24 protein-coding genes and 1 pseudogene are annotated in these 24485 nt (G+C 49.3%); 13 read left to right on the forward strand and 12 right to left on the reverse strand.

Annotated features, from left to right (window positions below; all coding sequences use genetic code 11):
- The first annotated feature begins 72 nt into the window (after positions 1-72).
- Complete coding sequence (locus RIF25_RS10205; protein ID WP_322878433.1) at positions 73-648, forward strand: (2Fe-2S) ferredoxin domain-containing protein; 576 nt, start codon at positions 73-75, stop codon at positions 646-648.
- A gap of 5 nt (positions 649-653) precedes the next feature.
- On the opposite strand, the gene dpsA is transcribed toward RIF25_RS10205, so the two are convergent.
- Positions 654-1184 (reverse strand): DNA starvation/stress protection protein DpsA, encoded by a 531-nt coding sequence (dpsA, locus tag RIF25_RS10210; protein ID WP_322878434.1) that lies wholly within the window; start codon positions 1182-1184, stop codon positions 654-656.
- A 450-nt stretch (positions 1185-1634) separates the two neighbouring features.
- Between dpsA and RIF25_RS10215 the strand changes: the two genes are divergently transcribed.
- Positions 1635-1907 (forward strand): Asr1405/Asl0597 family protein, encoded by a 273-nt coding sequence (locus RIF25_RS10215; RefSeq protein ID WP_322878435.1) that lies wholly within the window; start codon positions 1635-1637, stop codon positions 1905-1907.
- Between the two features lie 124 nt (positions 1908-2031).
- On the opposite strand, the gene RIF25_RS10220 is transcribed toward RIF25_RS10215, so the two are convergent.
- The gene (locus RIF25_RS10220) at positions 2032-2664 is read right to left on the reverse strand and encodes a hypothetical protein (RefSeq protein WP_322878436.1); all 633 of its coding nucleotides are present in this window, start codon (positions 2662-2664) and stop codon (positions 2032-2034) included.
- 317 nt (positions 2665-2981) lie between these two features.
- On the opposite strand from RIF25_RS10220, the gene RIF25_RS10225 reads away from it, so the two are divergent.
- A complete protein-coding gene (locus RIF25_RS10225; protein WP_322878437.1) occupies positions 2982-3665 on the forward strand; it encodes a hypothetical protein in 684 nt (227 codons plus the stop codon).
- A gap of 13 nt (positions 3666-3678) precedes the next feature.
- On the opposite strand, the gene ylqF is transcribed toward RIF25_RS10225, so the two are convergent.
- The 3 genes from ylqF to RIF25_RS10240 all read right to left on the reverse strand — a co-directional run bounded on the left by ylqF (position 3679) and on the right by RIF25_RS10240 (position 6862).
- Complete coding sequence (ylqF, locus tag RIF25_RS10230) at positions 3679-4587, reverse strand: ribosome biogenesis GTPase YlqF (protein WP_322878438.1); 909 nt, start codon at positions 4585-4587, stop codon at positions 3679-3681.
- Between the two features lie 36 nt (positions 4588-4623).
- The gene (locus RIF25_RS10235; protein WP_322878439.1) at positions 4624-5283 is read right to left on the reverse strand and encodes a hypothetical protein; all 660 of its coding nucleotides are present in this window, start codon (positions 5281-5283) and stop codon (positions 4624-4626) included.
- A gap of 181 nt (positions 5284-5464) precedes the next feature.
- A complete protein-coding gene (locus tag RIF25_RS10240) occupies positions 5465-6862 on the reverse strand; it encodes a PP2C family protein-serine/threonine phosphatase (RefSeq protein WP_322878440.1) in 1398 nt (465 codons plus the stop codon).
- A 302-nt stretch (positions 6863-7164) separates the two neighbouring features.
- On the opposite strand from RIF25_RS10240, the gene RIF25_RS10245 reads away from it, so the two are divergent.
- The 8 genes from RIF25_RS10245 to egtD all read left to right on the forward strand — a co-directional run bounded on the left by RIF25_RS10245 (position 7165) and on the right by egtD (position 16337).
- Positions 7165-8241: an isocitrate/isopropylmalate dehydrogenase family protein gene (locus tag RIF25_RS10245; RefSeq protein WP_322878441.1), complete on the forward strand. Its 1077-nt coding sequence runs from the start codon at positions 7165-7167 to the stop codon at positions 8239-8241.
- 173 nt (positions 8242-8414) lie between these two features.
- A complete protein-coding gene (locus RIF25_RS10250; RefSeq protein WP_322878442.1) occupies positions 8415-8708 on the forward strand; it encodes a hypothetical protein in 294 nt (97 codons plus the stop codon).
- Positions 8709-9035: 327 nt separating this feature from the next.
- Positions 9036-10103, forward strand: a complete 1068-nt coding sequence (gene mtnA / locus RIF25_RS10255) for an S-methyl-5-thioribose-1-phosphate isomerase (protein WP_322878443.1) — start codon at positions 9036-9038, stop codon at positions 10101-10103.
- Between the two features lie 7 nt (positions 10104-10110).
- Positions 10111-10743 (forward strand): precorrin-8X methylmutase, encoded by a 633-nt coding sequence (locus tag RIF25_RS10260; RefSeq protein WP_322878444.1) that lies wholly within the window; start codon positions 10111-10113, stop codon positions 10741-10743.
- A gap of 88 nt (positions 10744-10831) precedes the next feature.
- On the forward strand, positions 10832-11539 hold the full coding sequence (locus RIF25_RS10265; protein ID WP_322878445.1) for a Uma2 family endonuclease: 708 nt from the start codon (positions 10832-10834) through the stop codon (positions 11537-11539).
- Between the two features lie 27 nt (positions 11540-11566).
- Positions 11567-12145, forward strand: coding sequence for a ribosome maturation factor RimM (gene rimM / locus RIF25_RS10270; protein WP_322878446.1), 579 nt, complete (start codon positions 11567-11569; stop codon positions 12143-12145).
- A 150-nt stretch (positions 12146-12295) separates the two neighbouring features.
- Positions 12296-15265, forward strand: coding sequence for a translation initiation factor IF-2 (gene infB, locus RIF25_RS10275; RefSeq protein WP_322878447.1), 2970 nt, complete (start codon positions 12296-12298; stop codon positions 15263-15265).
- 79 nt (positions 15266-15344) lie between these two features.
- The gene (gene egtD / locus RIF25_RS10280) at positions 15345-16337 is read left to right on the forward strand and encodes an L-histidine N(alpha)-methyltransferase (RefSeq protein WP_322878448.1); all 993 of its coding nucleotides are present in this window, start codon (positions 15345-15347) and stop codon (positions 16335-16337) included.
- A gap of 8 nt (positions 16338-16345) precedes the next feature.
- Here the strand turns inward: egtD and RIF25_RS10285 are convergent, their stop codons facing one another.
- From RIF25_RS10285 to glmU, 3 genes are read right to left on the reverse strand one after another with little or no spacing between them, the layout of a single operon-like run.
- Positions 16346-16831, reverse strand: coding sequence for a pentapeptide repeat-containing protein (locus RIF25_RS10285; protein ID WP_322878449.1), 486 nt, complete (start codon positions 16829-16831; stop codon positions 16346-16348).
- A gap of 8 nt (positions 16832-16839) precedes the next feature.
- On the reverse strand, positions 16840-17352 hold the full coding sequence (locus RIF25_RS10290) for a pentapeptide repeat-containing protein (RefSeq protein WP_322878450.1): 513 nt from the start codon (positions 17350-17352) through the stop codon (positions 16840-16842).
- A 3-nt stretch (positions 17353-17355) separates the two neighbouring features.
- Positions 17356-18717, reverse strand: coding sequence for a bifunctional UDP-N-acetylglucosamine diphosphorylase/glucosamine-1-phosphate N-acetyltransferase GlmU (gene glmU, locus RIF25_RS10295; RefSeq protein ID WP_322878458.1), 1362 nt, complete (start codon positions 18715-18717; stop codon positions 17356-17358).
- 512 nt (positions 18718-19229) lie between these two features.
- Between glmU and RIF25_RS10300 the strand changes: the two genes are divergently transcribed.
- Complete coding sequence (locus RIF25_RS10300; protein ID WP_322878451.1) at positions 19230-20210, forward strand: TIGR04168 family protein; 981 nt, start codon at positions 19230-19232, stop codon at positions 20208-20210.
- Here the strand turns inward: RIF25_RS10300 and RIF25_RS10305 are convergent.
- Positions 20193-21092 carry a DNA-methyltransferase gene (locus RIF25_RS10305; RefSeq protein WP_322878452.1) on the reverse strand — a complete coding sequence of 300 codons (900 nt, stop codon included), beginning with the start codon at positions 21090-21092 and terminating at the stop codon, positions 20193-20195. The two genes, RIF25_RS10300 and RIF25_RS10305, sit on opposite strands and share 18 nt — an antisense overlap.
- A 374-nt stretch (positions 21093-21466) precedes the next feature.
- Here RIF25_RS10305 and RIF25_RS10310 point away from each other — a divergent pair, with 374 nt between their 5' ends.
- Positions 21467-23254, forward strand: coding sequence for an ABC transporter ATP-binding protein (locus tag RIF25_RS10310; protein WP_322878453.1), 1788 nt, complete (start codon positions 21467-21469; stop codon positions 23252-23254).
- Here the strand turns inward: RIF25_RS10310 and RIF25_RS17275 are convergent.
- The 3 genes and pseudogenes from RIF25_RS17275 to RIF25_RS17280 all read right to left on the reverse strand — a co-directional run bounded on the left by RIF25_RS17275 (position 23251) and on the right by RIF25_RS17280 (position 24398).
- Positions 23251-23607 (reverse strand): annotated as a pseudogene (locus RIF25_RS17275) (DUF5615 family PIN-like protein). The gene RIF25_RS10310 and the pseudogene RIF25_RS17275 overlap by 4 nt on opposite strands.
- Positions 23604-23828 (reverse strand): DUF433 domain-containing protein, encoded by a 225-nt coding sequence (locus tag RIF25_RS10315; protein ID WP_322878454.1) that lies wholly within the window; start codon positions 23826-23828, stop codon positions 23604-23606. The pseudogene RIF25_RS17275 and the gene RIF25_RS10315 overlap by 4 nt, the downstream one beginning before the upstream one ends.
- 234 nt (positions 23829-24062) lie before the next feature.
- Entirely contained in the window at positions 24063-24398 is a 336-nt protein-coding gene (locus RIF25_RS17280; RefSeq protein WP_407682391.1) for a type II toxin-antitoxin system death-on-curing family toxin, read from the reverse strand.
- Positions 24399-24485: the final 87 nt, after the last annotated feature.

A 24485-nucleotide genomic window follows, 5' to 3' on the forward strand; every position in this document is an offset into this window, starting at 1 on the left:
GAAGCCCGCAGGGTGAAATCTGCAATAACAAATATGCTAGCCTAGGCTTACTAAGAATAATTATTAATAATTATGGCAACTACCAAGTTTCCCCGCATTCAGCCATTCTCCTTAACAGGTGTGGTGACAGCCTTTGATGAAGAAAAGGGCCCCTATCCTAAGGTGATATATCTTAAGCACAATGAAGAAATTTATCGCATTAAACTGACCAAACTAGCTCGCAAATCCCTCCAGCAGCCTCCAGGCCTGGAAGCCATTATCCAAGTCTCCGGGGAACGGGAATATAAACCGGAAAACAATCAATTTCGCTATAAAGCCCACGATTGCCAAATTGTTGCCCAACCCCCAGAAAAAATCCTCTCTCTAGAGACAGGAGTCTCCGGGGAGAAGGGAGTGAGTCAACCTAGAAAAATCTTAATTTGTCAAAAATCTAACTGTTGTCGCCGCGGTGGTACCGTAATCTGGGACGAGTTAACCCAAGAAATTGCCGCCCAAGGCCTGGAAGGACAAATTACCCTCAAAGCAGTCGGGTGTATTGGGGAATGTAAACGGGGACCAGCCCTAGTGGTGATGCCGAGCAAAAGTCGTTTTACCCATGTCACCCCCAGCCAAGTTCCCCAATTACTCGCCGCCTGCACAATGCACTAGCAATCCTAGGCTTTCAGACTGTCTGCGGCCAAGAAATGGGCCAAATGGTAGGCCCGCTCTTCCGTCTTGAGCAAAATCTGATCGTACAAATAGGCAGTGGCTCGATCACCCAAGGTTTCGGCTTGGGCGGCCTGTTGACGCAGAATTTGGAGCAGGGATTGTTCTGCCAATAAATCATGGTTGATCATCTCCCGGCAGCTAAAGGCATGACTGGGTTCCGGAGTAAAGCAGCATAACTCTGCCAATTGCATAAAGTTAGCCGCTGGAATTCCCCCCAGGCCATTGAGTCGCTCACCCAAATCATGGACATGGCCCTGGACAGCTTCGTAGCAATCTTGGAAAAATTCATGCAACTGATAGAATTCAGCTCCCTCAACAACAAAATGATGCTTTTGATATTGCAGATACAAGGCCTGGAAACTAGCCAAAAGCCGATTCATGCCTTCACAGACTGGAGTGGTAGAGGCCAGATCCAGTAGCACAACATTTTCAGCAATGACCCCAAAATCCTGGCGAGGTTGAGTCGTAGTTGTCATGGCAGTCTCTCAAATTTAAAGTTAGAGGTTAGTCAGCATCTCACTGCGCCGGGCAAGGAACCAGAAGTAGGTTATGGGCACAGGATATCAAAGTTTCCAAATTGATAATCCAGCAGAAAACCCTTGCCAATCGCAATAACCTTAGTTTATTGATAACACAATTAACCGCGGTTAGTCGTCCATTCTGCCAGGAAGTTTTCAGGACTGGACAGGTAATTGGGAAGATTTCTAAGTTTGCTGGATGTCTTTATTGCTATATAATATCAATAAATTGGTGGTCAGTTGACTTATCCTCGGGTGATCCTGGAGCCGGTCTTAGCCTTATTCATTAGGGATTAAGTAGTTTTAGCCTAGGGAGAACCTCTATCGTCTAAGGTTTTTGCAAAAAAGTAGCATTTTCTAGAATTGATTGGATTTTTCAAATTTATCTTTGGAGGATTATTCGGCCCCATGCAATCCCACTCCCACGCCCATCATGATTTCTCCGAAACAACTCGGCATATTATTGCGGTTCGCTGGGATCATCGCTGGCCCATCTACCATCGGCTTTCTGGTTTGGGGATTCGCTGTTGGTGTACTCCCTATCAACCCCTCCAGGTAGAAATTCCCTCCCCAGCCGTTGCCATTCAAATCTGGAGCGTGATCCGCCAACTGACTACCTCTCGTCAAGAGCAAGCCGCTTGGTTAGGGCAGTGCTGGCAGCTTTCTCCCATTGAGTCTTAGGGCAAGTCTATAAAATTTAGCCTAGAGGGATTTAGTGTCACTCAAACCCTAGAAAGAACTCCTTCTCAACATTCCGGCCTGGTACTATCAACACCCTCTATGGATAACCTTAAGGGGTTCCGGCCTAGGTGAGGGGATTGCAAGTGCGTGGGGGCAATTCCGAACCCGCATTGTAGAGATAAAACGAGCCTACATCTAAGACGGCATTCCGGTAGCGAATCTCACCCAGTAAGGGCTGTTTATCCTTGTCGCCCTCTTTTCCACCGGTGAGATCAATGGCCTGATTTCGACTGTCATTAATGCCATAGGGAACAAGCTGGAGGGCATAGCCCTGTTGGGGATTAACAATAAATTTGCGAACTTCCACCTCGGCCACCTTCAAGAAGGGAGCCAATTGTCGATATTCAGAGGTTGGTGAGAGAGAACTGAGTAAGTAGTTTATGGGTAATGTTCCAGTTGTGGAAGCAAGCCCGGAAATTGTGCTTTGATTTATAGTTCCAGCTAAACACCAAGAAACGGCAGCAGTCGGATTTTCCCGGTAGGTTCCGATCACTTTATTGCCTTGTTTGGTGAAGATAAAACAGGTGCCACTGGGCTGGCCCGCCGGTAATGCAGTTGGGGGTTGGCTACAAACGCGGTAATTACCATCAGGCAAAGCGGCAATGGTTTCCACGGCCTGGGCGGCTGGACTGCCAAGGAAGATTGTTAGCAGGCTTGTTGTCACTAAAGGAATGCCGAAGCGCAATGATGGCAGCATTTCCATTCCCCTAACCTTAAGTTAAAACTCTATCATCCCCTAGTGAACATCAATCCCTTTCCAAAGCCAAGACAACTTGTGCCAGTTTCCGTGGCTCAATGATTGCCTGTGCCAATTTTTTGCACCTGTGCCAATTAACCGAAATGGTCTGACATAAATTGTAATCTGATCATGATCTGGGAATACTGTTAACTAGTCACTGTGCATAGGCTAGTTTCCAGTGCGTAAAGTTAGGTGTGCCTTGAGTATCCCATTGGCTGGATAGATGGCCGACACGATTAAGTTTGGTGTGGAATTAGGGTGTGAGGATTACGAAAATGTTGAGAAAAATTAGCTCTGCCTTGGTGCTGGGCCTGGTGACAAGCCACTTAGTGGGCTGTGGTGGTGGAGGGGAACCCGAATCAACGGCAATTAGTCCGCCCCCCTTACCCACTCCATCGCCCCCTGCCCCAGAAACTCCCCCGGCAGCTGGTGTTGGCCCCTCAGTTTTAGGAAATCTCACCCCGCCAACCAATCCCCAAATGCGGGTGAAAACTATTGCCCAGGCCAAGGATGTAGGTCGCCCCAATCCCTTTAGTAGCGTTAGTCCGGCAGCCGCTCCCCCTGGATTGAATACCCAAGATGCTCCCTTACCGGCCCCGATTCAGTTTGTTCCTGTATCCCAAATTAATCAGCGGCTGGCGGAAATCCTCCCCCCTTCGGCCCTGCCCCCAGGCCGAGTTCCCGCGGCTCCCTTACCTCCGCCTAAAGATGCCCAGGGTGTGCAGTTATTTGGTGTGGCGGTGGTTGGTGGGATTCCCCAGGCCATTATTCAGGCCCCTGGTGAAGTCGTAAGCCGCACTGTCCGGGTGGGAGATACCTTAGCTAATGGGGTACGAGTGACCAGCATTTTAGCCTATGGCTCCAATCCGGCCATTGTTTTAGAGCAGTTTGGGCAACAGGTGACTGTGGGTATTGGCCAGGCCCAGGCTAGCGCAGCCAGCAATAACGCTCCCCTCTAAGCTGGGATTTCAGCTATGGGCTGGGTGGTCTCTCAAGGCAGATGGGGCCAAGGGCAAGGCGGCGAAAATCTTGGAGGAGTTGGCGGCCAGTCCGTTCGTTGTCCTTTTGAAAACGCTGGGTAGCTAGATAAACAATATATTCTTCCCCCGAACGTTCCCCGAGGCTGGCCTGATAGCGGTTTAGCAAACGGGGGGCCTGGTTTAAGTCCTGCAATAAGTCCACCAGAGCGGCTGCAACCCGTTGATTGTCATAGGCCGCTTCGCCAATATCATCACAAATGGCTAACTTGATGGCGGCATTTTGATCTTTGAGGTTTGCAGGCAAGACCCCAGGGGCATCTAACAGTTCCAGTTGATCGGAAATGCGGATCCAGCGGAGTTGACGAGTCACCCCAGGCCGGGCGGCACTAGCAGCAATTTTTCGTTTCAGTAAGCGATTAATCAAGGCAGACTTACCGACATTGGGAAACCCTAACACCACGGCTCGTACCGGCCGGGGATTCATGCCTCGGAGTTTGCGCCGTTCATTAATTGTCACCCCTGCGGCCTGGGCAGCTTTGAAAATGGCCATCACCCCATCACCAGTTTGCCCATTGGCGCAATAGGGACTCTCCCCTTGGGCCCGAAACCAGGCCTGCCATTGTTCCCGCTCCCAGGGGCTAATCATATCCACACGATTCAGAATCAGCAGCCGTGGTTTTGTCCCAATCCAGGCCGGAATTTGGGGGTGAAAACTTGCTAAAGGGATCCGGGCATCCCGAACTTCTAAGACTACATCTACCCGGCTGAGTTGTTCCTGGAGGGCTTTTTCAGCTTTGGCAATATGCCCGGGATACCACTGAATCAAGGGAGTGGCGACAACCCCCCGCTCAATCCGGGCTAATTGGTCTAGGTCAAGTTCAGACTTGGGTTTGCGGGGCATGGGTCTAGGCTCATGAGCATTAAAACTGTTACGGACTTATTGCACCGTGGGCCGGCGACCATTTCCCCCTGTGACAAAGGTAATCGGTTGCTGATTGTTTAACGGCTCCCAGCCCACATCAAACCCCTGTTGCCAGGCCACAGTCCGGGCGGCCCGAAAACAATCAAAACTATCGGGACGGACAAAAAATAACAGGGCATCGGTTTGGGGACGGAGTTGATTTAGGGTTTGGCGAAAGACGGAATTGGCCTGGCCAACTCGCTCTGGGGTCTCTCCAGCAAAGGGATCGAGGGGTTGATAGCGGGTTTGCAGAATCGGCTGCCCCTGATACTCAAAAACAGAGAGCCTGGCCTGGTAATAGCGAGTGTTGACCTCGAAGTTATTCAGTTGACTAAAGACCATGAGGGGATCGCCGAGGGAGGTAGCACTTAACAACCGCACCTGCTTTTCCATCGCAACTTCAACTTTATTGGCCTCCAGAGGAGTTGCCCGATTCTCCCGACATTCGACAAAACTGATGCTTTTCTTACTTTCGCGAGCCAAGGGAGTCCGAATCAAAGCAGGGGCCTCGGCCGCCATTAAGCTGGCAAATAAACAGACAAAAATTAACACCCCAACCGTATTGGTCAGCACATCCATAAAAGAGTCTAGGTTTTGGGCCGGGGGTTGAACCTTCCGGTAAATACGCCGTCTCATGGGTCAATATCTCTCGCCTTAGCCATGAAGAAAAACACTGTGGATTAATGCCGAGGACTGCCAGACGATCCTGCTTCAATCTTACTGGTTTTGTCTCAGCCGTTTTCTGAAGCACCCATGCTTCCTCAGACCAGAGGACTTTGCGGTAAACGGGTTGGCCCAGGCCTGGGGCGCGTTCAGCCTAGTCTGTGACGGATAAAACAATCAGGGTCATATCATCCTGTTCCTCTTTGACCGGGCCGGTAAATTGGCTCACTGTTGTAAAAATATGTTCTAAAACCCGATCGGGAGAGAGTGCTAACTGACAGGCCTGGCGGAGGGCGGCTTGGAGGCGAAACTCTTCAAAACGTTCCCGCTGCGGATTCTCAGCCTCGGTAATCCCATCGGTATAAAAAATAATTCGATCCCCCGGCTCCAATTGCACCGCCACTTCCTGGTATTGGGCCCGCCCATCTAAACCAATCAACATCCCATAGGTATCTAATCGGCGGACGGATGCTGTTCTGGCCTGCCAGAGGAGGGGAGGTAAATGGGCGGCATTACTGTAGGAGAGGATGCGGGTCTGGGGATTATATTCCGCATAAAACAAGGTGACAAAGCGGTGGGAGTTTTCCAAATCCGGCTGCATGGCCCGATTTAAGTGCTGCATAATCCGGCTGGGACGATGGCCATTCAAGGCTTCCGCTCGCAACATGCCCCGGGTCATGGTCATAATTAGGCCGGCTGGAACTCCTTTACCCATGACATCCCCAACGGCAATGCCCCACCGTCCCTGGGCTATGGTGTTGTGGTCTCCCTGGCCATAGGTGATTGGAATAAAGTCATAATAATCACCGCCAACCCAACTGGCTGTGCGACAGGCCGCAGCTAATTCCAGGCCGCGAATCTCTGGGCAATGGCTGGGGAGGAGATTTTTTTGAATTTCCGCGCCAATTTCCAGTTCTCGGTCTAGGCGTTGCCGTTCTCGAAGTTTGACCGCCAGTTCATCGTTAGCAATGGCCATCGCGGTTTGATCGGCAATCACCTGCATCAGATGTTGGCGGGTTTCTGACCAGTCATAGGTGGGAGCTTGGGTAAAAATGTAAAGCCGGCCCCGTTCCCGGAGTTGGGAATCCTTGACGAGAATACTGGTGCCAAAAAATCTAATCCCTGGGGGGATCCGGGCGGCCAGTTGGGCATCCAGTTGGCTTTCCAGGGAGTCTTGGGCATGGGTCGGATCCACATTGGCCAGGCCATTGGCGAGGGTACGGGTCGCTGTTTCCAGGGCTGAGCGAATATTCGGGCATTGATCACTGGCATGGCAGTGGAGTTGTTCGAGACGCACCTGTCCATCAGCCCGAAAGAGGACTAAGGCGGTGGCATCGGCTTCTGTGACCCGCGAGGTAATTAAGGGAATCAGTTCAAAAAATTGGTTGAGATTGTTGAGGGTACGCAGCGCAAAACTGAGGGAGGCTAAGAGTTCTTGAATTTTGCTATTTTCCCGTTGCAGGCGCGCCACCAGTTGCTTGAGGGCTAAAACCGGGCCTGGGGAGGGTTGCAGCAGGGTGGATAATGATGCTGGGGGGACAGTCGTGGTCATGGAAAAAGACTCAGGCAAATTAGTATCCAAGGAATCGGACGCTCGCAAGTGAGGATCGGGCAGAGAATGCAGAGTGAATGCCGGAGGGGGACAGTGTGGCGAAAAAAATGGTCAATTTGACTTGATAGTGTAGCACCTCTGTTCTGGGAGAACCCGCCAAATCAGGCCCCGCAAATCTTAAGATTTTTAGGCTGGGTTAATTTGGGCTAAATCTTAAAGATTTCCTGACATGGGCCTGGATAAATTGACGGTATGATTCTGAGACATAATCACGCTCCCATCACATTTTAGGAGGATACCCCGTGGCCCACGCAGTCACCTTAATTCGCGGCGATGGAATTGGCCCTGAAGTTGCTTTAGCGACCCAAACTGCCTTGGATGCAACGGGAGTAGCTTTTGATTGGCACGTGGTTGATGCAGGCGTGGACATGATGGATAAATATGGGACACCCTTACCGGAGCACGTCCTAGACACAATTAAGGCCACTAAAACCGCTATCAAGGGGCCGATCACAACTCCTGTGGGGACAGGCTTTCGCTCGGTAAATGTGGAGATTCGGAAACGCCTAAATCTGTACGCCAACTTACGACCTGCGAAGTCTATTGTCGGGGTAAAAAGCTATTTCCATGATATTGATCTGGTGATTGTCCGGGAAAACACCGAAGACCTCTATGCCGGGATTGAGTTTGACTACAGGACTCCGGAAGCCGCCAAAGCTAGGGCCTTTTTAAGTGAGTTATCTGGCAAGCTGATTCGGGATGATGCCGCCATTGGGGTCAAACCCATTTCCGTATTGGGGAGCCAAAAAATTGTTGATTTTGCCTTCAAGTATGCCCAGACCAATGGCCGCAAAAAAGTCACCGCAGTCCACAAAGCCAACATTATGAAATTTACCGATGGCTTATTTTTAGAGACAGCCCGGAAAATTGCCCCCAACTATCCAGAGCTAGAATTTGAAGATCGGATTGTGGACAATATGTGTATGCAGTTAATGCAAAAGCCGGAACTCTACGATGTCATGGTCATGCCCAACCTCTACGGCGATATTCTCTCGGATATGTGTGCTGGGATGATCGGGGGCCTGGGAATTGCACCAGGGGCCAATATTGGCGATGACTATGCGGTGTTTGAGGCCATTCACGGCTCGGCCCCGAAATATGCTGGCCAAAATAAAGCCAATCCGACCGCGTTGATTCTTTCCGGGGTGTTGATGTTGCAATACCTAGGGGAAATGGAGGCGGCAAAACGGTTACAAGCGGCGGTGGAAAAAGTAATCGGCGAGAAGAAATTTGTCACTTATGATTTAATTCCCTCTGGCCAAACCCCAGTCGGTACCCAGCAAATGGCCGAAGCGATTGCCCAGGAAGTACAACGTTAAGCGGGGCCTAGCGGTCATCGTATCTGAGCAGGCATCCGTACAATGTTGCATTGGTAGTGCCAAGGGTATCTTTAAGTAAGACGCATCATCGACTGCTTATTTCACTGCCGTAGTAAAATAAGTAAATGTCGCAAAATTCTCTTGGCAGGGCTTTTCCTAGGGATATTGTTTGTATGAAATTTTTAATTTCCGTACCAATTTTATCCATTGCTCTTTTTGTCCCAGGCCCAGTACTGGCGACCAGCTACCCCCCGGCATCAATACAAAAATTTATGGTTGATTGTACTCGAAGGTTTCAGAAACAGGCTCCTCCTGGTTTTGGTGGGCGTGGCACAGCTTTCTGCACCTGCATGATTGAGGGAATTCAGGCAAAAATGAGCTTTAAGCAGTTTCAACGATTGGCCAGTAATCCAAATGATCCGGCTTTAAAACCAATTCAAAGGGGATGTATGTTTCATCTCTTTTAGACCCAATTAATTCTTGGTAATGCTGATTTAATTGATTAGGTCGTTCCGAAAAAGTAATGTTCAACGCTTCACAGACTCTTTTTATACCCTAGTCTCTAATATGTCCCTACAAAATAGCTATTGAGCCATCAAGACAAGCATAATCAACAAACTCTTGAATTGAATCAAAGGTATTTAGGTATTTCTATAACGAATGATAAATTGTGCGTCTGAATAATTTATTATTTTTCTCTGGAATTATAGCATTAAGGCTGTACTTCAAGAAATTGGAGGAATTAGACCTCTTTTAGTGATAATTAAGGGGTGATCTACCCAAAGGACAAGTGCATGAGTCAGGGGATTTTTCCGGTGCAGTGGCATGAAGAGAGTGTCCGCCTGATTGATCAAACCCGCTTGCCGGCTGAATACAGTGTTGTGGATATTCACTGTGTTGAGGATATGGCCACGGCGATTACCACGATGATTGTTCGGGGTGCTCCTGCAATTGGCGTGGCGGCGGCCTTTGGGATGTATTTGGGGGCACGGGACTTTAGCGGCTCAGACCTGCAAGAATTTTTCGCCCATTTAGACCAAGTGGCCACCCGACTCAGACAAACGCGACCCACCGCAGTTAATTTGTTTTGGGCAATAGATAAAATGTCAACAGCAGCCCAGGCCTGTTCCGGTTCAGTGGGTGAGATTCAGGCTCATCTTCTCCAAACTGCCCAAAAAATCTGTGCTGACGATATTCGCACTTGTCAACAAATTGGGGCTCATGGGTTAACGGCCTTGCCCCAAACTCCTGAGAAGTTAAGAATTTTGACCCACTGTAATGCCGGGGCCTTGGCCACTGCGGGCTATGGAACTGCCTTGGGGGTGATTCGCTCGGCCTGGGCTGCAGGACGGTTAGAACGAGTGTATGCCGATGAAACGCGGCCAAGATGGCAGGGGGCCAAGCTTACCACCTGGGAATGTGTCCAAGAAGGAATTCCAGTGACCTTATTAGCGGATACGATGGCGGCCCATTGTATGCAGCAGGGGATGATCGATGCGGTCGTAGTTGGAGCCGATCGAATTGCGGCTAATGGGGACACAGCCAACAAAATTGGGACGTACAGTGTTGCCCTCGCAGCCCAGGCCCATCGCATTCCGTTTTTTATTGCGGCACCAGCTTCGACCGTGGATTTGAATTTACCTGAGGGGACGCTTATCCCGATTGAACAGCGAGATCCGCAAGAAGTCTATTTACCTGATACTCATCGCATTTGTCCTGAGGGCGTGGAGTTCTATAACCCGGCCTTTGATGTTACCCCGGCCCAGTTCATTAAAGGGATTATGACCGAGTTTGGGGTCTTTCCCCCTGCCCAGTTGGAAGCCGCCATAAGGAGCCATCTCAGTTCGGGAAATCAAGGCTAGGGCATCTATGGACTGGCACAGCAGTGATATTCAAAGTTTGCACCTGATTGACCAAGAGTTAGGTGATCACAAGTTTACTCCGGCTGAATATGAAATTATCCGGCGAGTTATTTACGCCACAGGAGATTTTGACTATCCCACCCTGATCCAGTTTTCGCCCCAGGCCCTAGCTGCGGGTGTGGCGGCTTTGTCGGTGCGGACTCCCATTATTGTCGATGTGCCTTTAGTGCAGATGGGGATTTTGCCGCAACTTCAAACTACTTTTGCGAATCCGGTTTATTGTGGCAGTGAAACCTTTACCCGCCCCCAGACTGAAAAATCCCGCGCTGCCTTTGGTGTAGAAACCCTCTCCCGCCGCCATCCAACCGCCATTTTTGTGATTGGAGCTTCCCAAACAACTCTGTCTCCCTTGCTAGAACTGGTGCAGGCCGATGAAATTAAGCCAGCCTTGATTATCCACACACCGGTGGGATTTTTGCCCCAAGGGCGCGAGGAACTGGAAAAATCTTGGTTACCCAATATTATGCTGAATGGGCAAAAAGGGGGGCCAGGGGTCGCAGCAGCTATTTTATCGGGTCTGATTGATTTGGCCTGGGGAGCTTATGGGCATGACTTAAAAGATCAAGCTAGATCTCGTTAGGGTTCATGGTTATCCTGATAGATCGTCTCATGACGCTGACTGGCAGATTCGTTAGGATATGGATGCTCCTGGCGACAGTGAATCGATTATGACGACCCTGGAATTGTCCACCGCGCCATCCTTCAGCCCAGCACTCTTTCTGCCTGGTGAAGATGAACTGCCTGCCGATGACAATCAAACCATGGAAACCCAACGTCACAAGATGCAGATGGATTTACTCATCGAGGGCTTGGATACTTGGTTGGAGCCGCGAGCCGATGGCTATGTGGGCGGCAATATGTTTATCTACTTCAGCCAGGCCCAAATTAAATCCCAAGACTTCAAAGGCCCGGATTTTTTTGCGGTGACTGATGTTCCGAAGCGAGAACGTAAATCCTGGGTCATTTGGGAGGAAGAAAAAGCCCCCGATGTGGTGATTGAACTGCTATCTCCCTCCACGGCGGATGAGGATAAAACCACTAAAAAAGCTGTGTATCAGACGAAATTGCGAGTGCCGGAATTCTACTGGTATGACCCCTTTAACCCCGATGACTTTGCTGGCTTTAGCCTGATCAGCGGTCACTATCAGCCGATGGAATTGAGTCCGCAAGGGTGGCTCAGCAGTGAATCCTTGGGCTTGGTGTTGCGACCCTGGCCTGGGATTTATCGAGGCGTGGAAGCGGTTTGGTTACGCTGGGCGACCTTAGAGGGCGAAATCTTACCCACAGGTTGGGAACGGGCGGCTCAAGAATCCCAACGGGCGGAACTCTTGGCGGCTAAACTCAAAGAACTGGGTGTTGACCCCGACTTGATCTAACTGAAACTTACGGCAAATCTCCAACCTATGGCTCAAACCCTTTTAACTGATCCAAACCCTGACACTGCTTCCGAATCTGATTGGTTAGCAATTGGCCAAATTGTCGCTCCCCAAGGCCTGGCTGGGGCAGTCCGAGTTTATCCAGAATCAGATTTTCCGGAGCGATTTTTAGAACCTGGGCCCCGTTGGCTAAAAACTAATCATCAAAACTCCCCAATTCCAGTCACCCTGACTGAGGGCAGATTTTTAAATGGCCCAGGCCTGTATGTTCTTACCTTTTCAGAATATAAAACCCGGACAGAGGCTGAAAATTTACGGGGAAGTCAGTTAGTTGTGCCAGTGTCTGACCGCCCCCCCCTAGAGCCTAATGAATTTCATTTGATGGATTTGATCGGGCTGGATGTTTTTATTCCCCCCGATTCAGAGGTGATTGGGACGGTGATCGGCCTGATCAATGCCGGGAATGATCTCCTTGAAGTCCGGCTCCACCGCCCCCAAGAGCCAATTGTCCTGATTCCCTTGGTTCGGGAAATTGTTCCCACGATTGACCTCAAACATCGGCGGATTGAACTCACCCCCCCGACCGGATTAATTCCCGTAAAATAAACATTCGCCTGGCAAACTGGCAAAATGGTTAATAATGGCTATAGGGCCAAATTTCGCCAAGGTTGTGGAACTTCCTGTGAGTTAGCATCTTTACGTGCTGATCCACCATTTTGGGGACTGAGTTGGTAGCAATTGCAGACAGGGTAAAGAATGAGTAACGGTAAAGTCAGAATTTACGATCTTGCTAAGGAACTGAATCGGGATAATAAGGACTTATTGACGATTTGTGAAAAGTTGGCCATCTCGGTGAAAAGCCATAGCAGCACCATTTCTGATGAGGAAGCCGCCCAAATTCGCCAAGAAGCAGAGACCTTTACACCTCCCGTGGCCCCGAAACCGATGCGTCCGGCCCAGGCTCCAGCGCGACCGAAACCTTCTGTCCCGATGCCCGTCAAGAAATCTCAACAGATTGTGGCGGTTCACAGTACCCATTCTCGCCCGACCCCTGCCTTGGCCCCAACTAGTGAGGGCAATTCAACCCCTAGCCTGGTGGAGCAACCATCTCGACCTGTACCGCAACTCCACCGCCCCCCAGCCCGGGAGGGAAGTCTGCAACCGCCGATTAAGCCCATCGTGCGCGCCCCTCAGCCCCCAGCCCCGCCAGCACCTGCTACGCCGGAAGTTGAACAACTTGTCCAGGCCCAGGAACCTGCCCCTTTACCGACTCTCCAAGGCCCCCCACCCCGCCCCCGCCAATCTACCCCATCTACTCTCGGGACTACTGCTTCAGCCTCGAGTTTGGAAGGCATTGCTCCACCTCGTAAAGTCCGCCTCCCCGCCCCCCCCCGTTCCCAACAACTCCAACACCCTGAACCCCTGAAAGTTCCAGGGCCTAAAATTAGTGTGTCTGGTTCAGAACCTGTCAGCCCGGACGTTCTGCCTAAACCGGTTCATAAACTCCAGCCGCCCCCTCGCCTCCTAGATGCTCCAGTCCGGCCTGCACCGCCAAAACCCCCCGGAACCGGGACATCCGAAGATGCGATTGAAGTTCTCCAAAATGACTCTGTTAATCGCGTTCTCTCAACCCGTGGCCGCCGGACTCGGGGTAAAACCGCCCAAGAGGAAGAAGAGGAACTCCGGGCCAAAAATGCCGCCAAGGGTAAACGCCGCACCTCAGGCATTGAGGAGGAAGATGAGCTAGATTTTGGGGCTGACTCTCTCTTGAAGCTACAAACCATAGATGTTAGCCAATCCCTAGTTCGCCCACCCAAGCCAAAAGCCACCAAGAGTAGCCGCCCAGTTACAGTTAAACCTGAGGCCAAACCAGCACCCAAGAAAGCGGATAAGACTGATCGGCGTAGTCATCGCGGGCGAGATCGCCAAGAGGAAGAAGAAGCTACCCGGCCTGAGAAAATCACCCTCGACGGTAGCCTGACGGTTCAGGAATTGGCCATGAAGCTGGTTGTCCCGGAATCGGAAGTGATCAAGATTCTCTTCTTCAAAGGCATTGCTGCTACCATCAACCAGGCCCTAGATTTGGAAACCGCTGAAATGGTGACCAAGGAATTGGGAATTGAGGTGGAAGCGGGGACTCAAGAATCGGCTGCTAAGAAAGTTACAGAGATGATCGAGGCAGGAGATTTAGATTACCTGCAACGCCGTCCGCCCGTAGTCACAATTATGGGCCATGTGGATCACGGCAAAACCAGTCTTTTGGATGCAATTCGCCATGCCAAAGTTGCCCAAGGAGAAGCTGGTGGGATTACTCAACATATTGGGGCCTACCATGTGGATGTGGAACATAATGGCGAACCGGCCCAGGTTGTGTTCCTGGATACTCCCGGTCACGAAGCCTTTACAGCTATGCGAGCCAGGGGAGCGCGGGTTACAGATGTGGCAGTCTTAGTGGTGGCCGCCGATGATGGAGTGCAACCGCAGACCATTGAAGCCATTAGCCATGCCAAAGCTGCCGGCGTACCGATTGTTGTGGCCATTAACAAAATTGATAAGGAATCTGCCCAGCCCGATCGGGTAAAACAGGAGTTAACAGAATTTAACCTGGTTCCTGAAGAATGGGGGGGCGATACGATCATGGTTCCGGTCAGTGCCCTCCAACGGGAAAACTTGGATACCTTACTGGAAATGATCTTGTTGGTTTCCGAGGTTGAAGATCTCTATGCCAACCCAGACCGACCGGCGAAAGGGACAGTGATTGAAGCTCATTTAGATAAAGCCCGAGGTGCCGTAGCCACCTTCTTGGTTCAAAATGGTACCTTACGCGTTGGTGATGTCTTTGTGGCCGGGGCCTGCTTAGGGAAAGTCCGGGCGATGATTGACGACCGGAGCCAACGGGTTGAGGCGGCTGGGCCATCCTTTGCGGTGGAGGTCTTGGGTCTAACGGATGTCCCTGCGGCTGGGGATGAATTTGAGGTCTTTACCGATGAAAAAGCGGCCCGTTCTTTGGCCGATCAGCGGACGATGGAACAGCGGCAAGTGCGTCTGGCCCAGGCCATGGCTGCCCGGCGTGTTTCCCTCACCACCTTGTCTGACCAGGCTCGCGAAGGGGAACTCAAAGAACTGAATCTGGTTCTGAAAGCAGATGTGCAGGGATCCTTAGAGGCGATTTTGGCTTCCTTAGGGCAACTTCCCCAAGATCAAGTTCAACTGCGGATTTTACTCTCAGCCCCTGGGGAAATTACCGAAACCGATGTGGACTTAGCCGCTGCCAGTAGTGCCGTGATTGTCGGGTTTAACACCACCTTAGCCAGTGGGGCCCGCCAGGCCGCGGATCAAAACAACGTGGACATTCGCGAGTACAACATCATCTACAAACTCTTGGATGATCTCCAGGCCGCGATGGAAGGGTTACTCGATCCGGAAATGGTCGAAGAAGAACTCGGACAAGCGGAAGTTCGGGCAACCTTTGCAGTGGCCAAAGGCGTGGTCGCAGGGTGTTATGTCCAATCTGGAAAACTGGTGCGTAACTGTAAAATCCGGGTACAACGGGGCAGCCAAACCGTCCATTCTGGGGTCTTAACCTCCTTAAAACGGATGAAGGATGATGCCAAGGAAGTCGCAACGGGTTTCGAGTGTGGGGTGCGTCTTGATGACTTCCAGGGTTGGCAAGAGGGGGATGTAATCGCCGCCTATCAAACTGTGGCCAAACGCCGGACACTCTAAGGAACCTCTCAGGAGATTTTCAGGATGTCTTGCCAAGATTGTTCCCAGGCCCCCTTGCTGTATTTTTGAGAATGCTCCTGTGATTGCCACCCCGATTCAATCCCGCTTGAATGTCATCTATCTTGAGCCAGGCCAGCAGGGGCGAGATGGGGAGGATGTGGTCTTGGGGTTATCACAGCCCTTAAAAACGGTTCCTCCCAAGTATTTTTATGATGGGCGCGGCTCGCATCTATTTGAGCAAATTTGCCAGTTACCAGAGTATTATCCAACCCGCACTGAAATGGGAATTCTCCACCAGGCGGCGCAGGAAATTGTTGAGATTACCGGGGCCTGTGAATTGGTGGAGTTGGGCAGTGGGAGTTCGCTGAAAACCCGGATTTTGCTCGATGCCGCCCAGGCCAAGGGACAATCGCTCCATTATTTACCGATAGATGTCAGTGGCAGCATTCTCAAAGATAGTGCCTTAGCTTTACTCAATGACTATCCAAATCTAGCTGTCACAGGAATTATTGGCACCTACGAACAAGGGTTAAGCCATCTGCCCCCCCGGAAACTCCCAGAACGGATGATTAGTTTTTTGGGCAGCACCCTTGGTAATTTAACTCCTGGGGAATGTGAGCAGTTTTTTCAATGGATTCAAGCCAGCCTGAAACCGCAAGAATACTTTCTTTTGGGAGTTGATTTGGTCAAACCGCCGAAGATTTTAGAAGCAGCTTATAACGATGGACAAGGGATCACGGCGGAATTTAATTTAAATTTGTTGGCTCACCTGAATTGGCGTTTTGATGGCAACTTTAACTTAAACGCCTGGCAACATCGAGCAATTTATAACGCCCAGGCCCAGCAAATTGAAATGTATTTAGTCAGTCTTGCCTCACAGCAGATTACCTTAAATGCCCTAGACTTTAGCTGTGAATTTCAACCCGGTGAACTCCTCCATACGGAAATCTCCCGCAAGTTTAACTTAGAGCAAATTCAAGCCCAACTGCGACACCATCAATTGGCAACCGTCCAGGCCTGGACTGATGAGCAGAACTGGTTTGGGGTGATTTTAGCTCAACGTCAAAGCTAGCGACTCGGTCAATCTTGGATCAGACTGAGCATCCGTTTACGTTTGGTATAGAGATGATGGATTTCTAACCTGGCCTGGCGACAATCAGCCCGATTGAGTTTGACTTGATAGAGAGTTGCCCCTGTAAAGTCGGCCTGTTTTAATAACGCTGCCACAAATTTAGATTCCCAAATTTCAGCCAGTAAGAAATTCGCACCTGTTAAATTGGCATGGGAAAAACGACAGCGATAAATGCGAGTTTGACTAAAATCTGTATGTGTGAGATCCGCCTCGAAAAAATCAGTCCCATTCAGATAAGCGCGGTTGAATTTAGCTCCAATCATCCGACAGCCGCGGAAATAGGTCCGGTCGAGGCGGGCCTGGTCAAAATTACAACCGCTAAAGTCTAAGCCAGTTAAGTTAATTTCGGATAAATCTAGGCCAGTAAAATCCTGGGCCGGGCCAGCCGCCAAACGCACCTTCACATCTTGACGGGTGAGCCGATTGGGCAACATTCCTTCACCTAGCTGGGTAGCTCATAAACAGTCCCATCGGGCATGGTTGTCTTGTCCAAAACGGCCTCGAGCAATTCCGGCCGCAAGGCATCTGCCCCCAATAAATCCGCCCCCGTCAGATCCGTGCAGTCAAAATTTGCCCCCCGCAGCTTTGCCCCCCGCAGATTTGTTCCCCGCATAATCGCACAACTCAACACCGCCCGCCGTAAATTGGCCTTGGGTAATTGCGCCCCCATCAGGTTAGAACTACTCACCAAGGCATTACTCAGATCTGCTTCAGTTAAGTTAGCCGCACTTAAATCCGCCCCCAAAATTTTGGCTGAGACGAGATTGGCCTGGGTAAAGTTACAACCAATTAAATCGGCCCCATTCAGTACCGCCCCGGCCAAGTTGGAACCGGTAAAGTCAGTATCGTTCACTTCTTCGAGGGTCAAATCCACTCGCCGCAGATCCAGGCCAGAAAAGTCCCGTTCACCAGCGCGCCAGCGGAGGAAAAAATCACGAGTATTCAGGGCTTCCATAGGTTAGGGTGCAGAAGGAGGGGACAGTTGCCAACCGGGCTTAATCACTTGACGGGCGCGGGCAATAACTAGGCTCTGGGCGGGAACATCTGCGGTTACGGTTGAACCTGCGGCGACAGTCACATCTTCACCTAATTCCACCGGAGCGACCAAAACAGAATTTGCCCCAGTTTTACTGCGATGTCCAATCACAGTGCGATGTTTGCGAACACCATCATAATTAGCGGTAATTGTCCCTGCCCCAATATTAACCTGATCGCCTAAGTGGGCATCCCCAAGATAGGACAGATGTGAGGCTTTGGTGTGATTGCCGAGGGTTGCTTGCTTGAGTTCAACAAAATTGCCAATCCGACAATGGCTGCCGATTTGACTGTGGCCGCGCAGATGAGCATAGGGGCCAATTTGGCTAGCTTCAGCAATTTGAGAGTCGGTAATCACAGAAAACTTGACAGAGACGTTGGCCGCAATTTGGCTATTTTCAATGTAGCTGCCTGGGCCAATTTGGGAACCGGAGCCGATGGAGGTTTGGCCTCGCAGATGAGTTTGGGGTTCCAAAATAACATCGGGGGCTAACTGCACGGTGTCGTCAATGGTAATGCTGTCGGGATCAATCAAGGTGACACCTGCCATCATCCAATATTGCTTAATCCGTCTTTGGAGGATTTGATAGGCGGCGGCTAATTGTTGCCGATCATTCACCCCCAGGATTTCTTCATAGTCCTCGACATCCATAGCCATGACTGGTTCTAGATCATTGACGGCATCGGTGAGATAGAACTCCTGCTGGTCGTTTTCGCTTTTTAGGTGAGGCAACACTTCCGCAAGTTCAGGGTAATGGAAGCAATAGACTCCAGCATTGATCCGGCGGTTTTGCTTTTGGGCCGCGGTGCAGTCTCGGTCTTCAACAATTTGCTTGACAATGTTATTCCCATCACAAATGACGCGACCATAGCCCTGGGGATCAGGAATTTGGGCTGTGAGGATGGTGGCGGCATTACCGTGGGCCTGGTGGGTTGTCAGTAATGCTCTGAGCGTTTCTCGCCGCAGCAGGGGCACATCCCCATTGAGTACCAGTAGATCCCCTGTAAAATTCTCCAGTAATGGCATGACCTGTTGGACGGCGTGACCTGTGCCTAATTGCTTGCTTTGGTCAACAAATTGGATCTGAGGTAGGTCTTGGAGGGCCTGGCGAACCATGTCCCCGGCATAACCGACAATCACAATTTTGTGAGTTGGGGCTAAATCGGCCACACTTTGAAAAACCCATTCGACTAATGAGCGGCCCCCAAGGGGATGGAGAACTTTCGGTAACTGAGACTTCATCCTGGTTCCCCGCCCGGCTGCCAGTACCGCTACGGCTATCATCATTTGTCCTCAACTGGGTTTGATTGTGATTTTACGGGGAATCGGCCTCAGTTTCTAGGGACAGACTGCGATGGTTGGGAAATTCTCAGGCCTGAGCCAATATTGGCATATCTGAAGATTTGACTTAAGAGTATAGCAAACATTAATTATTCATGAGAGCATACCATACATATAGCAGGCAGTAATGATTCGTGAGATTAGCTCGAGATTATTTGTGCCCGATAAATTTTGACTTAACCCTAGGCCTAAAGAAGGGCTACTCCTTGCCAAGGGCAGTGATGATCAAACATTCTCACAAATGAAGACGGATTGCTATATTGCGGAGTTTCTGAAGATACCCTGTGCAGAAGAGTCCCAGGCCTGGAATTTCGTAGATGGATCTACTATTCAAAAACCAAAACACGCCAGTCTATTTTGTGCCCATGCTTTTGGCGAGGAGTAGTGGATAAAATTAAGGAGTTGAGTCGCACCAGGGCCTAAGCAGCAATGTTTTCGTCTTTTTTACTGATCCCATGACCGTTATTACCAGCTCCCCTGACTTAAACATAAAAACTATTGCGGTGGTGGGTGATATTCACGAACTCTGGAACAGTGATGATACCACGGCCCTGAAGCTCTTAAATGTGGATGTCGCCCTTTTCGTTGGGGACTTTGGTAATGAAGCGGTGGCGGTTGTCCAAGGAATTGCGGCCATTGATCTACCTAAGGCAGTGGCGTTGGGAAATCATGATGCTTGGTACAGTGCCACGGATTGGGGCCGGAAAAAATGCCCTTACAATCGCCAAATTGAAGACCGAGTCCAGCAACAACTCGATTTACTTGGGGTGGCCCATGTTGGGTATGGCTATCGGGATTTTCCCAGTTGTGGGTTTGCAGTGGTGGGGGGACGGCCCTTTAGTTGGGGTGGGCCGGAGCTAAAAAATATTCACTACCTTCAGGAGCGATTTGGGATTCATAACTTATCGGAGTCCACAGCAGAGATCATCCAGGCCGCACGCCAGGCCCCGACTGATACCCTTTGGTTTATTTCCCACAATGGCCCGGCTGGTTTAGGGGATTACCCAGAATCTCCCTGTGGACGAGATTGGCAACCTTTGGGCGGAGATTTTGGTGATCCGGATTTAGCAGCGGCCATTCAGCAGTTAAAACAGGAGGGGAAACGGATTCCTTTAGTTGCCTTTGGTCATATGCATCACCGTTTACGACACCGGAATGATCGCCAACGCACCCCAATTGCCATTCATGGAGATACCATTTATCTCAATGCGGCGGTTTGTCCCCGAATGATCCAGGCCCAGAATCAAACATGGCGCACCTTTATGGTGGTCTTTTGGGATGGAGAACGAATTATGGACATTAACCAGGCCTGGGTGAATGTGAAGGATCAACGGATTCAACGCCAATCACTACTCCATCAAGCCAATTTACAACCCTTTCTCCCTCAAATCAGCACCATCGAAGAATTAAACTTATCCCTATGCCAGAAGCGATGATGTGGCTTTGAGAAGATAGGGTTCAAGTCGGATATTTGCTAAGTCAATATAGTGCTGATCTAACTCATAGCCCACATAATGGCGATTAGCAGTAATAGCCGCAATTGCAGTAGAACCACTTCCCATAAAGGGATCAAGAATAACATCATTCTTGTAGCTATAAAGCTGGATCAAGCGAAAGGGTAATTCAATGGGAAATGGGGCAGGATGACCAACTTTTCTAGCAGATTCGGGGTTCATTGTCCAAACAGATTTTGTCCATTCCATAAATTGGTCTTTGGTAATCGTATTCTCCCGATCCTGTTTTTTTCGTGCAAATGTGCCTTTGGAAAACACCAAAATATATTCATGGGTATCCCGTAAGACAGGATTTGAAGCCGACTGCCAACTTCCCCAGGCCATGGATCCCCCCGCGCCTGCGCCTTTTTGCCAGATAATTTCCCCTCGCATTAAAAAACCAATTTCAAGCATCATTTGAGAAATATAGTCAGACAAGGGAATATAAGGTTTTCGGCCTAAGTTAGCGACATTAATACAGGCTCGCCCACCATGTGTTAAAACTCGATAGGTTTCTTGAAAAACGCTTTTGAGTAAATCTAAATATTCTGCAAGTGATAAATCTAAATCATAGGTTTTACTGACATTATAGGGGGGAGAAGTAATCATCAAATGCAAACAGTTATCGGGCAATTCTGACATTTTCTCAGAACTGTGATGGATAGTTTTATCTAAGTAAGAATTAGGAAAAGGCAAATCTGCCTGACTGTAAGCTTGGGGAGTATGCTTGAGGTCTTGATAAAGCTTGGATTCATAATAACCAGAGGCATCATGATTAATTCGCTGACTTGAACCAAATGACCGGGTTCTACTCCCTTTTTTCATGACAAATCACTACCAAATTCAGTCACATTCTTTTGGGTTTCTGATGGAGTAAAAGTGTATTGATTTAGCTAGTTTTAATCATCACGATTGCACCGGGAAAGCGTAGTGACAAATTCTGGATTGGGAAATGCAGATTATATTTATGACATTCTAGAGTACTTAGCGATAGAATGTCGGCATTGTCTGCTGAGAATAGCAATGTGGAGATTGAGTGACTTAGGCCCCACCCAGCCATTGCTATTCTTTGCCTACATCCTCCATGACTAGCTCCCGGACTACATGGGCTGTCACTCAAGATTTGAACTCCAATTAAGGTAAAGAGATTGTCTAGGATTGAACTATGACTGTTAACTCATTCTAGGCTGAGAAACTTTGTGGCTAATCATCCCCTCCTCCAACTCCTCCGCCATACCCATCGTCATCAAGCCCAAATTTGGCGAGCCTCCCTTTGTTCAGTCCTCAATAAAGTCTTTGATCTAGCACCGCCGCTCTTAATTGGCATGGCCGTAGATGTGGTGGTCGAACGACAAAACTCTCTCCTCGCCCGTTGGGGGATTGGGGATGTCACACAGCAGTTAATTCTGTTGTCCATTCTTTCCTTTGTGATTTGGAGTTTGGAATCCCTGTTTGAATACCTTTACGACCGACTCTGGCGGAACTTGGCCCAAACAGTCCAACATGAATTGCGCCTGGAAGCCTATGCCCACCTGCAAAACCTGGAAATGGCCTATTTTGAAGAACGCAGCAGTGGCACGTTGATGGCCATTTTGAATGATGACATTAACCAATTGGAACGATTTTTAGACCGGGGGGCGAATGAAATTCTCCAAGTAACCACAACCGTTTTGGTGATTGGGGCAGTCTTTTTTGCTCTAGCTCCCGGCGTGGCCTGGTTTTCGATGATTCCGATGCCGTTTATTTTTTGGGGTTCTGTTGCCTTTCAGAAAAGACTGGCCCCTCGCTATGCTGATGTCCGGGAAAAAGCTGGCCTGATCAACGAGCGACTCACCAATAACTTAGGCGGCATTCTGACCATTAAAAGTTTTACCTCCGAAGGGTATGAATTAGACCGCCTTGGCCTGGACAGTGAAGCCTATCGCCAAAGTAACCAGCGCGCCATTGCCCTCAGTGCCGCCTATGTTCCCCTGATTCGGTTTGTGATTTTATTTGGGTTCACGGCAACCTTATTGTTTGGGGGGATTGCGGCCAGTCGAGGTGCATTGGATGTCGGTGCCTACAGTGTGATGGTCTTTCTGACTCAGCGTTTACTCTGGCCCTTAACCCGGCTTGGGGAAACCTTGGATCAATATCAACGGGCTATGGCCTCCACCCAGCGAGTGATTAACCTCCTAGAAACCCCGATTGCGATTCACCCAGGCCAACGTCCGCTACTACCAACTCAAGTCAGAGGGGAACTGGAATTTATCAGCGTGAATTTTGGTTATGCGAACCGGCCTGGCATCCTCAAAAACATCAATCTGAAAATTCCAGCCGGTCAAACCATTGGAGTTGTGGGGGCAACGGGTTCGGGCAAAAGTACCTTAGTTAAATTGCTGCTACGGCTCTATGAAATTCACGGCGGGCAAATTCTCCTCGATGGCATTGAAATTCATGAATATAACCTCAGGGATTTAAGAGCCAGCATTGGCCTGGTCAGTCAGGATGTGTTCTTGTTTCATGGCACGGTTGCAGAAAATATTGCCTATGGAGCATTTGATGCCACCCCGGCTGAGATTACCCAGGCCGCCAAAATTGCTGAAGCCCACGAATTTATTCAACAACTGCCCCAAGGCTATGACACGGTGGTAGGGGAACGGGGGCAAAAACTCTCTGGGGGGCAACGTCAACGGTTAGCTATTGCCAGGGCGATTTTGAAAGACCCGCCAATCCTAGTCTTGGATGAAGCCACCTCAGCCGTAGATAACGAAACCGAAGCCGCCATTCAACGCTCCTTAGCCCACATTACCCAGAACCGCACCACTATCGCTGTTGCCCATCGCCTTTCCACGATTCGCCAGGCCCACTGTATTTATGTCATGGAGCAGGGAGAAATTGCCGAGTTTGGGACTCATGAGGAATTGCTTGAAAAAAATGGAATTTATGCCCATCTTTGGCAAGTTCAAACCGGGGCAATGGGCGAGATAAAGAAATCGTTACGCTAACCTTGCGCTACGGCTTTCCCCGATGTCAAGATCAAAAGACTTTCTGTGTGGCAACTTTCAAACTGGGTGATTGTGTTTATGTTATCCCTCAAAGTTTGAATAATCAGTCATATCGGGTAATTGTCAACTTGAAGATAAATAAACTTAGGTGGATGATCATAAAGCAAACTTCGTTGATGAAAGTCAGAATCTTTGGAAAGAATAACAAAACCATGTGTCTTGGCATAGTTCCAAATTACTGTGTCGTCCGTATTGATTAGTCCTAGGGTTTTGACGTGCTTGGAATCAGGATAGAGATCGATAATTCTGTCAATAATTCGGTCGGATAGATTTTCATCTAAGAGTAGCTTCACAGGGATGTCACAAACAATTTCTTCTCACAATCCGCTGCAAATGCTAGGCAAGCTTTAATATCATTTGCGGTGAGTTCAGAGAAATCTTCCAGGATTTCCGTTTCGGTCATGCCAACGGCCAAGTACTCTAAGATGTCATAGACCGTGATCCGCATCCCCCGAATACAAGGCTTGCCACTACACTTTCCTGGCTCAACTGTAATGATGTGTTGGTAGTCCATAAGCCAGGAATGAAAAATAATGTGTGTTTAGATTCTATCGAGAACGCTTGCTTCTACAGGCATGGAATTTATAACTATCTCTGCCAGATGAAAACTGGGGCAATGTCCGAACTCAAGGAAGAATTTTCAAGGTGACAGCTTAAACTTCAATAAACAGTATTTCACTTTGGACAAAACCCTGATGTATCGCTTTAAGCCTTGGTTAGACTATGCACAAGTTGAGGGTAGTGCTATTTATACTTCACTACAGATGAGTTCACTATTACTTTCTAGCCAGTATGCTAGTTTCTCGATACTTTCCTTTTGTGTTTCAACACTGCCAGCTAAGTCCAGGAAAAAACTCGCTGCATCAACCTCTGAGGCTGCTAGCTCAATTCCATTGACTGACAAAAATGTATAAACGGCAATCAGGGCAACCCTCTTATTCCCGTCTACAAAGCAATGATTTTTTACAAGCCCGTAACCGTAAGATGCTGCTAATTTATATAAACTGACATCATTATAGTGATAGAAGTTTATGGGCTTGTTTAAAGTTGACTCAAGAGCACCTTTATTTAGTATAGCAAACAGTAATTATTCATGAGAAAATACCATACATAGTTAGATGAGAAGAATGGAGAACAAAATGACTTAAAAATAATTCAAATAGATATTTTA

It is taken from the genome of Pseudocalidococcus azoricus BACA0444 (genome assembly GCF_031729055.1).
Lineage (GTDB): Bacteria > Cyanobacteriota > Cyanobacteriia > Thermosynechococcales > Thermosynechococcaceae > Pseudocalidococcus > Pseudocalidococcus azoricus.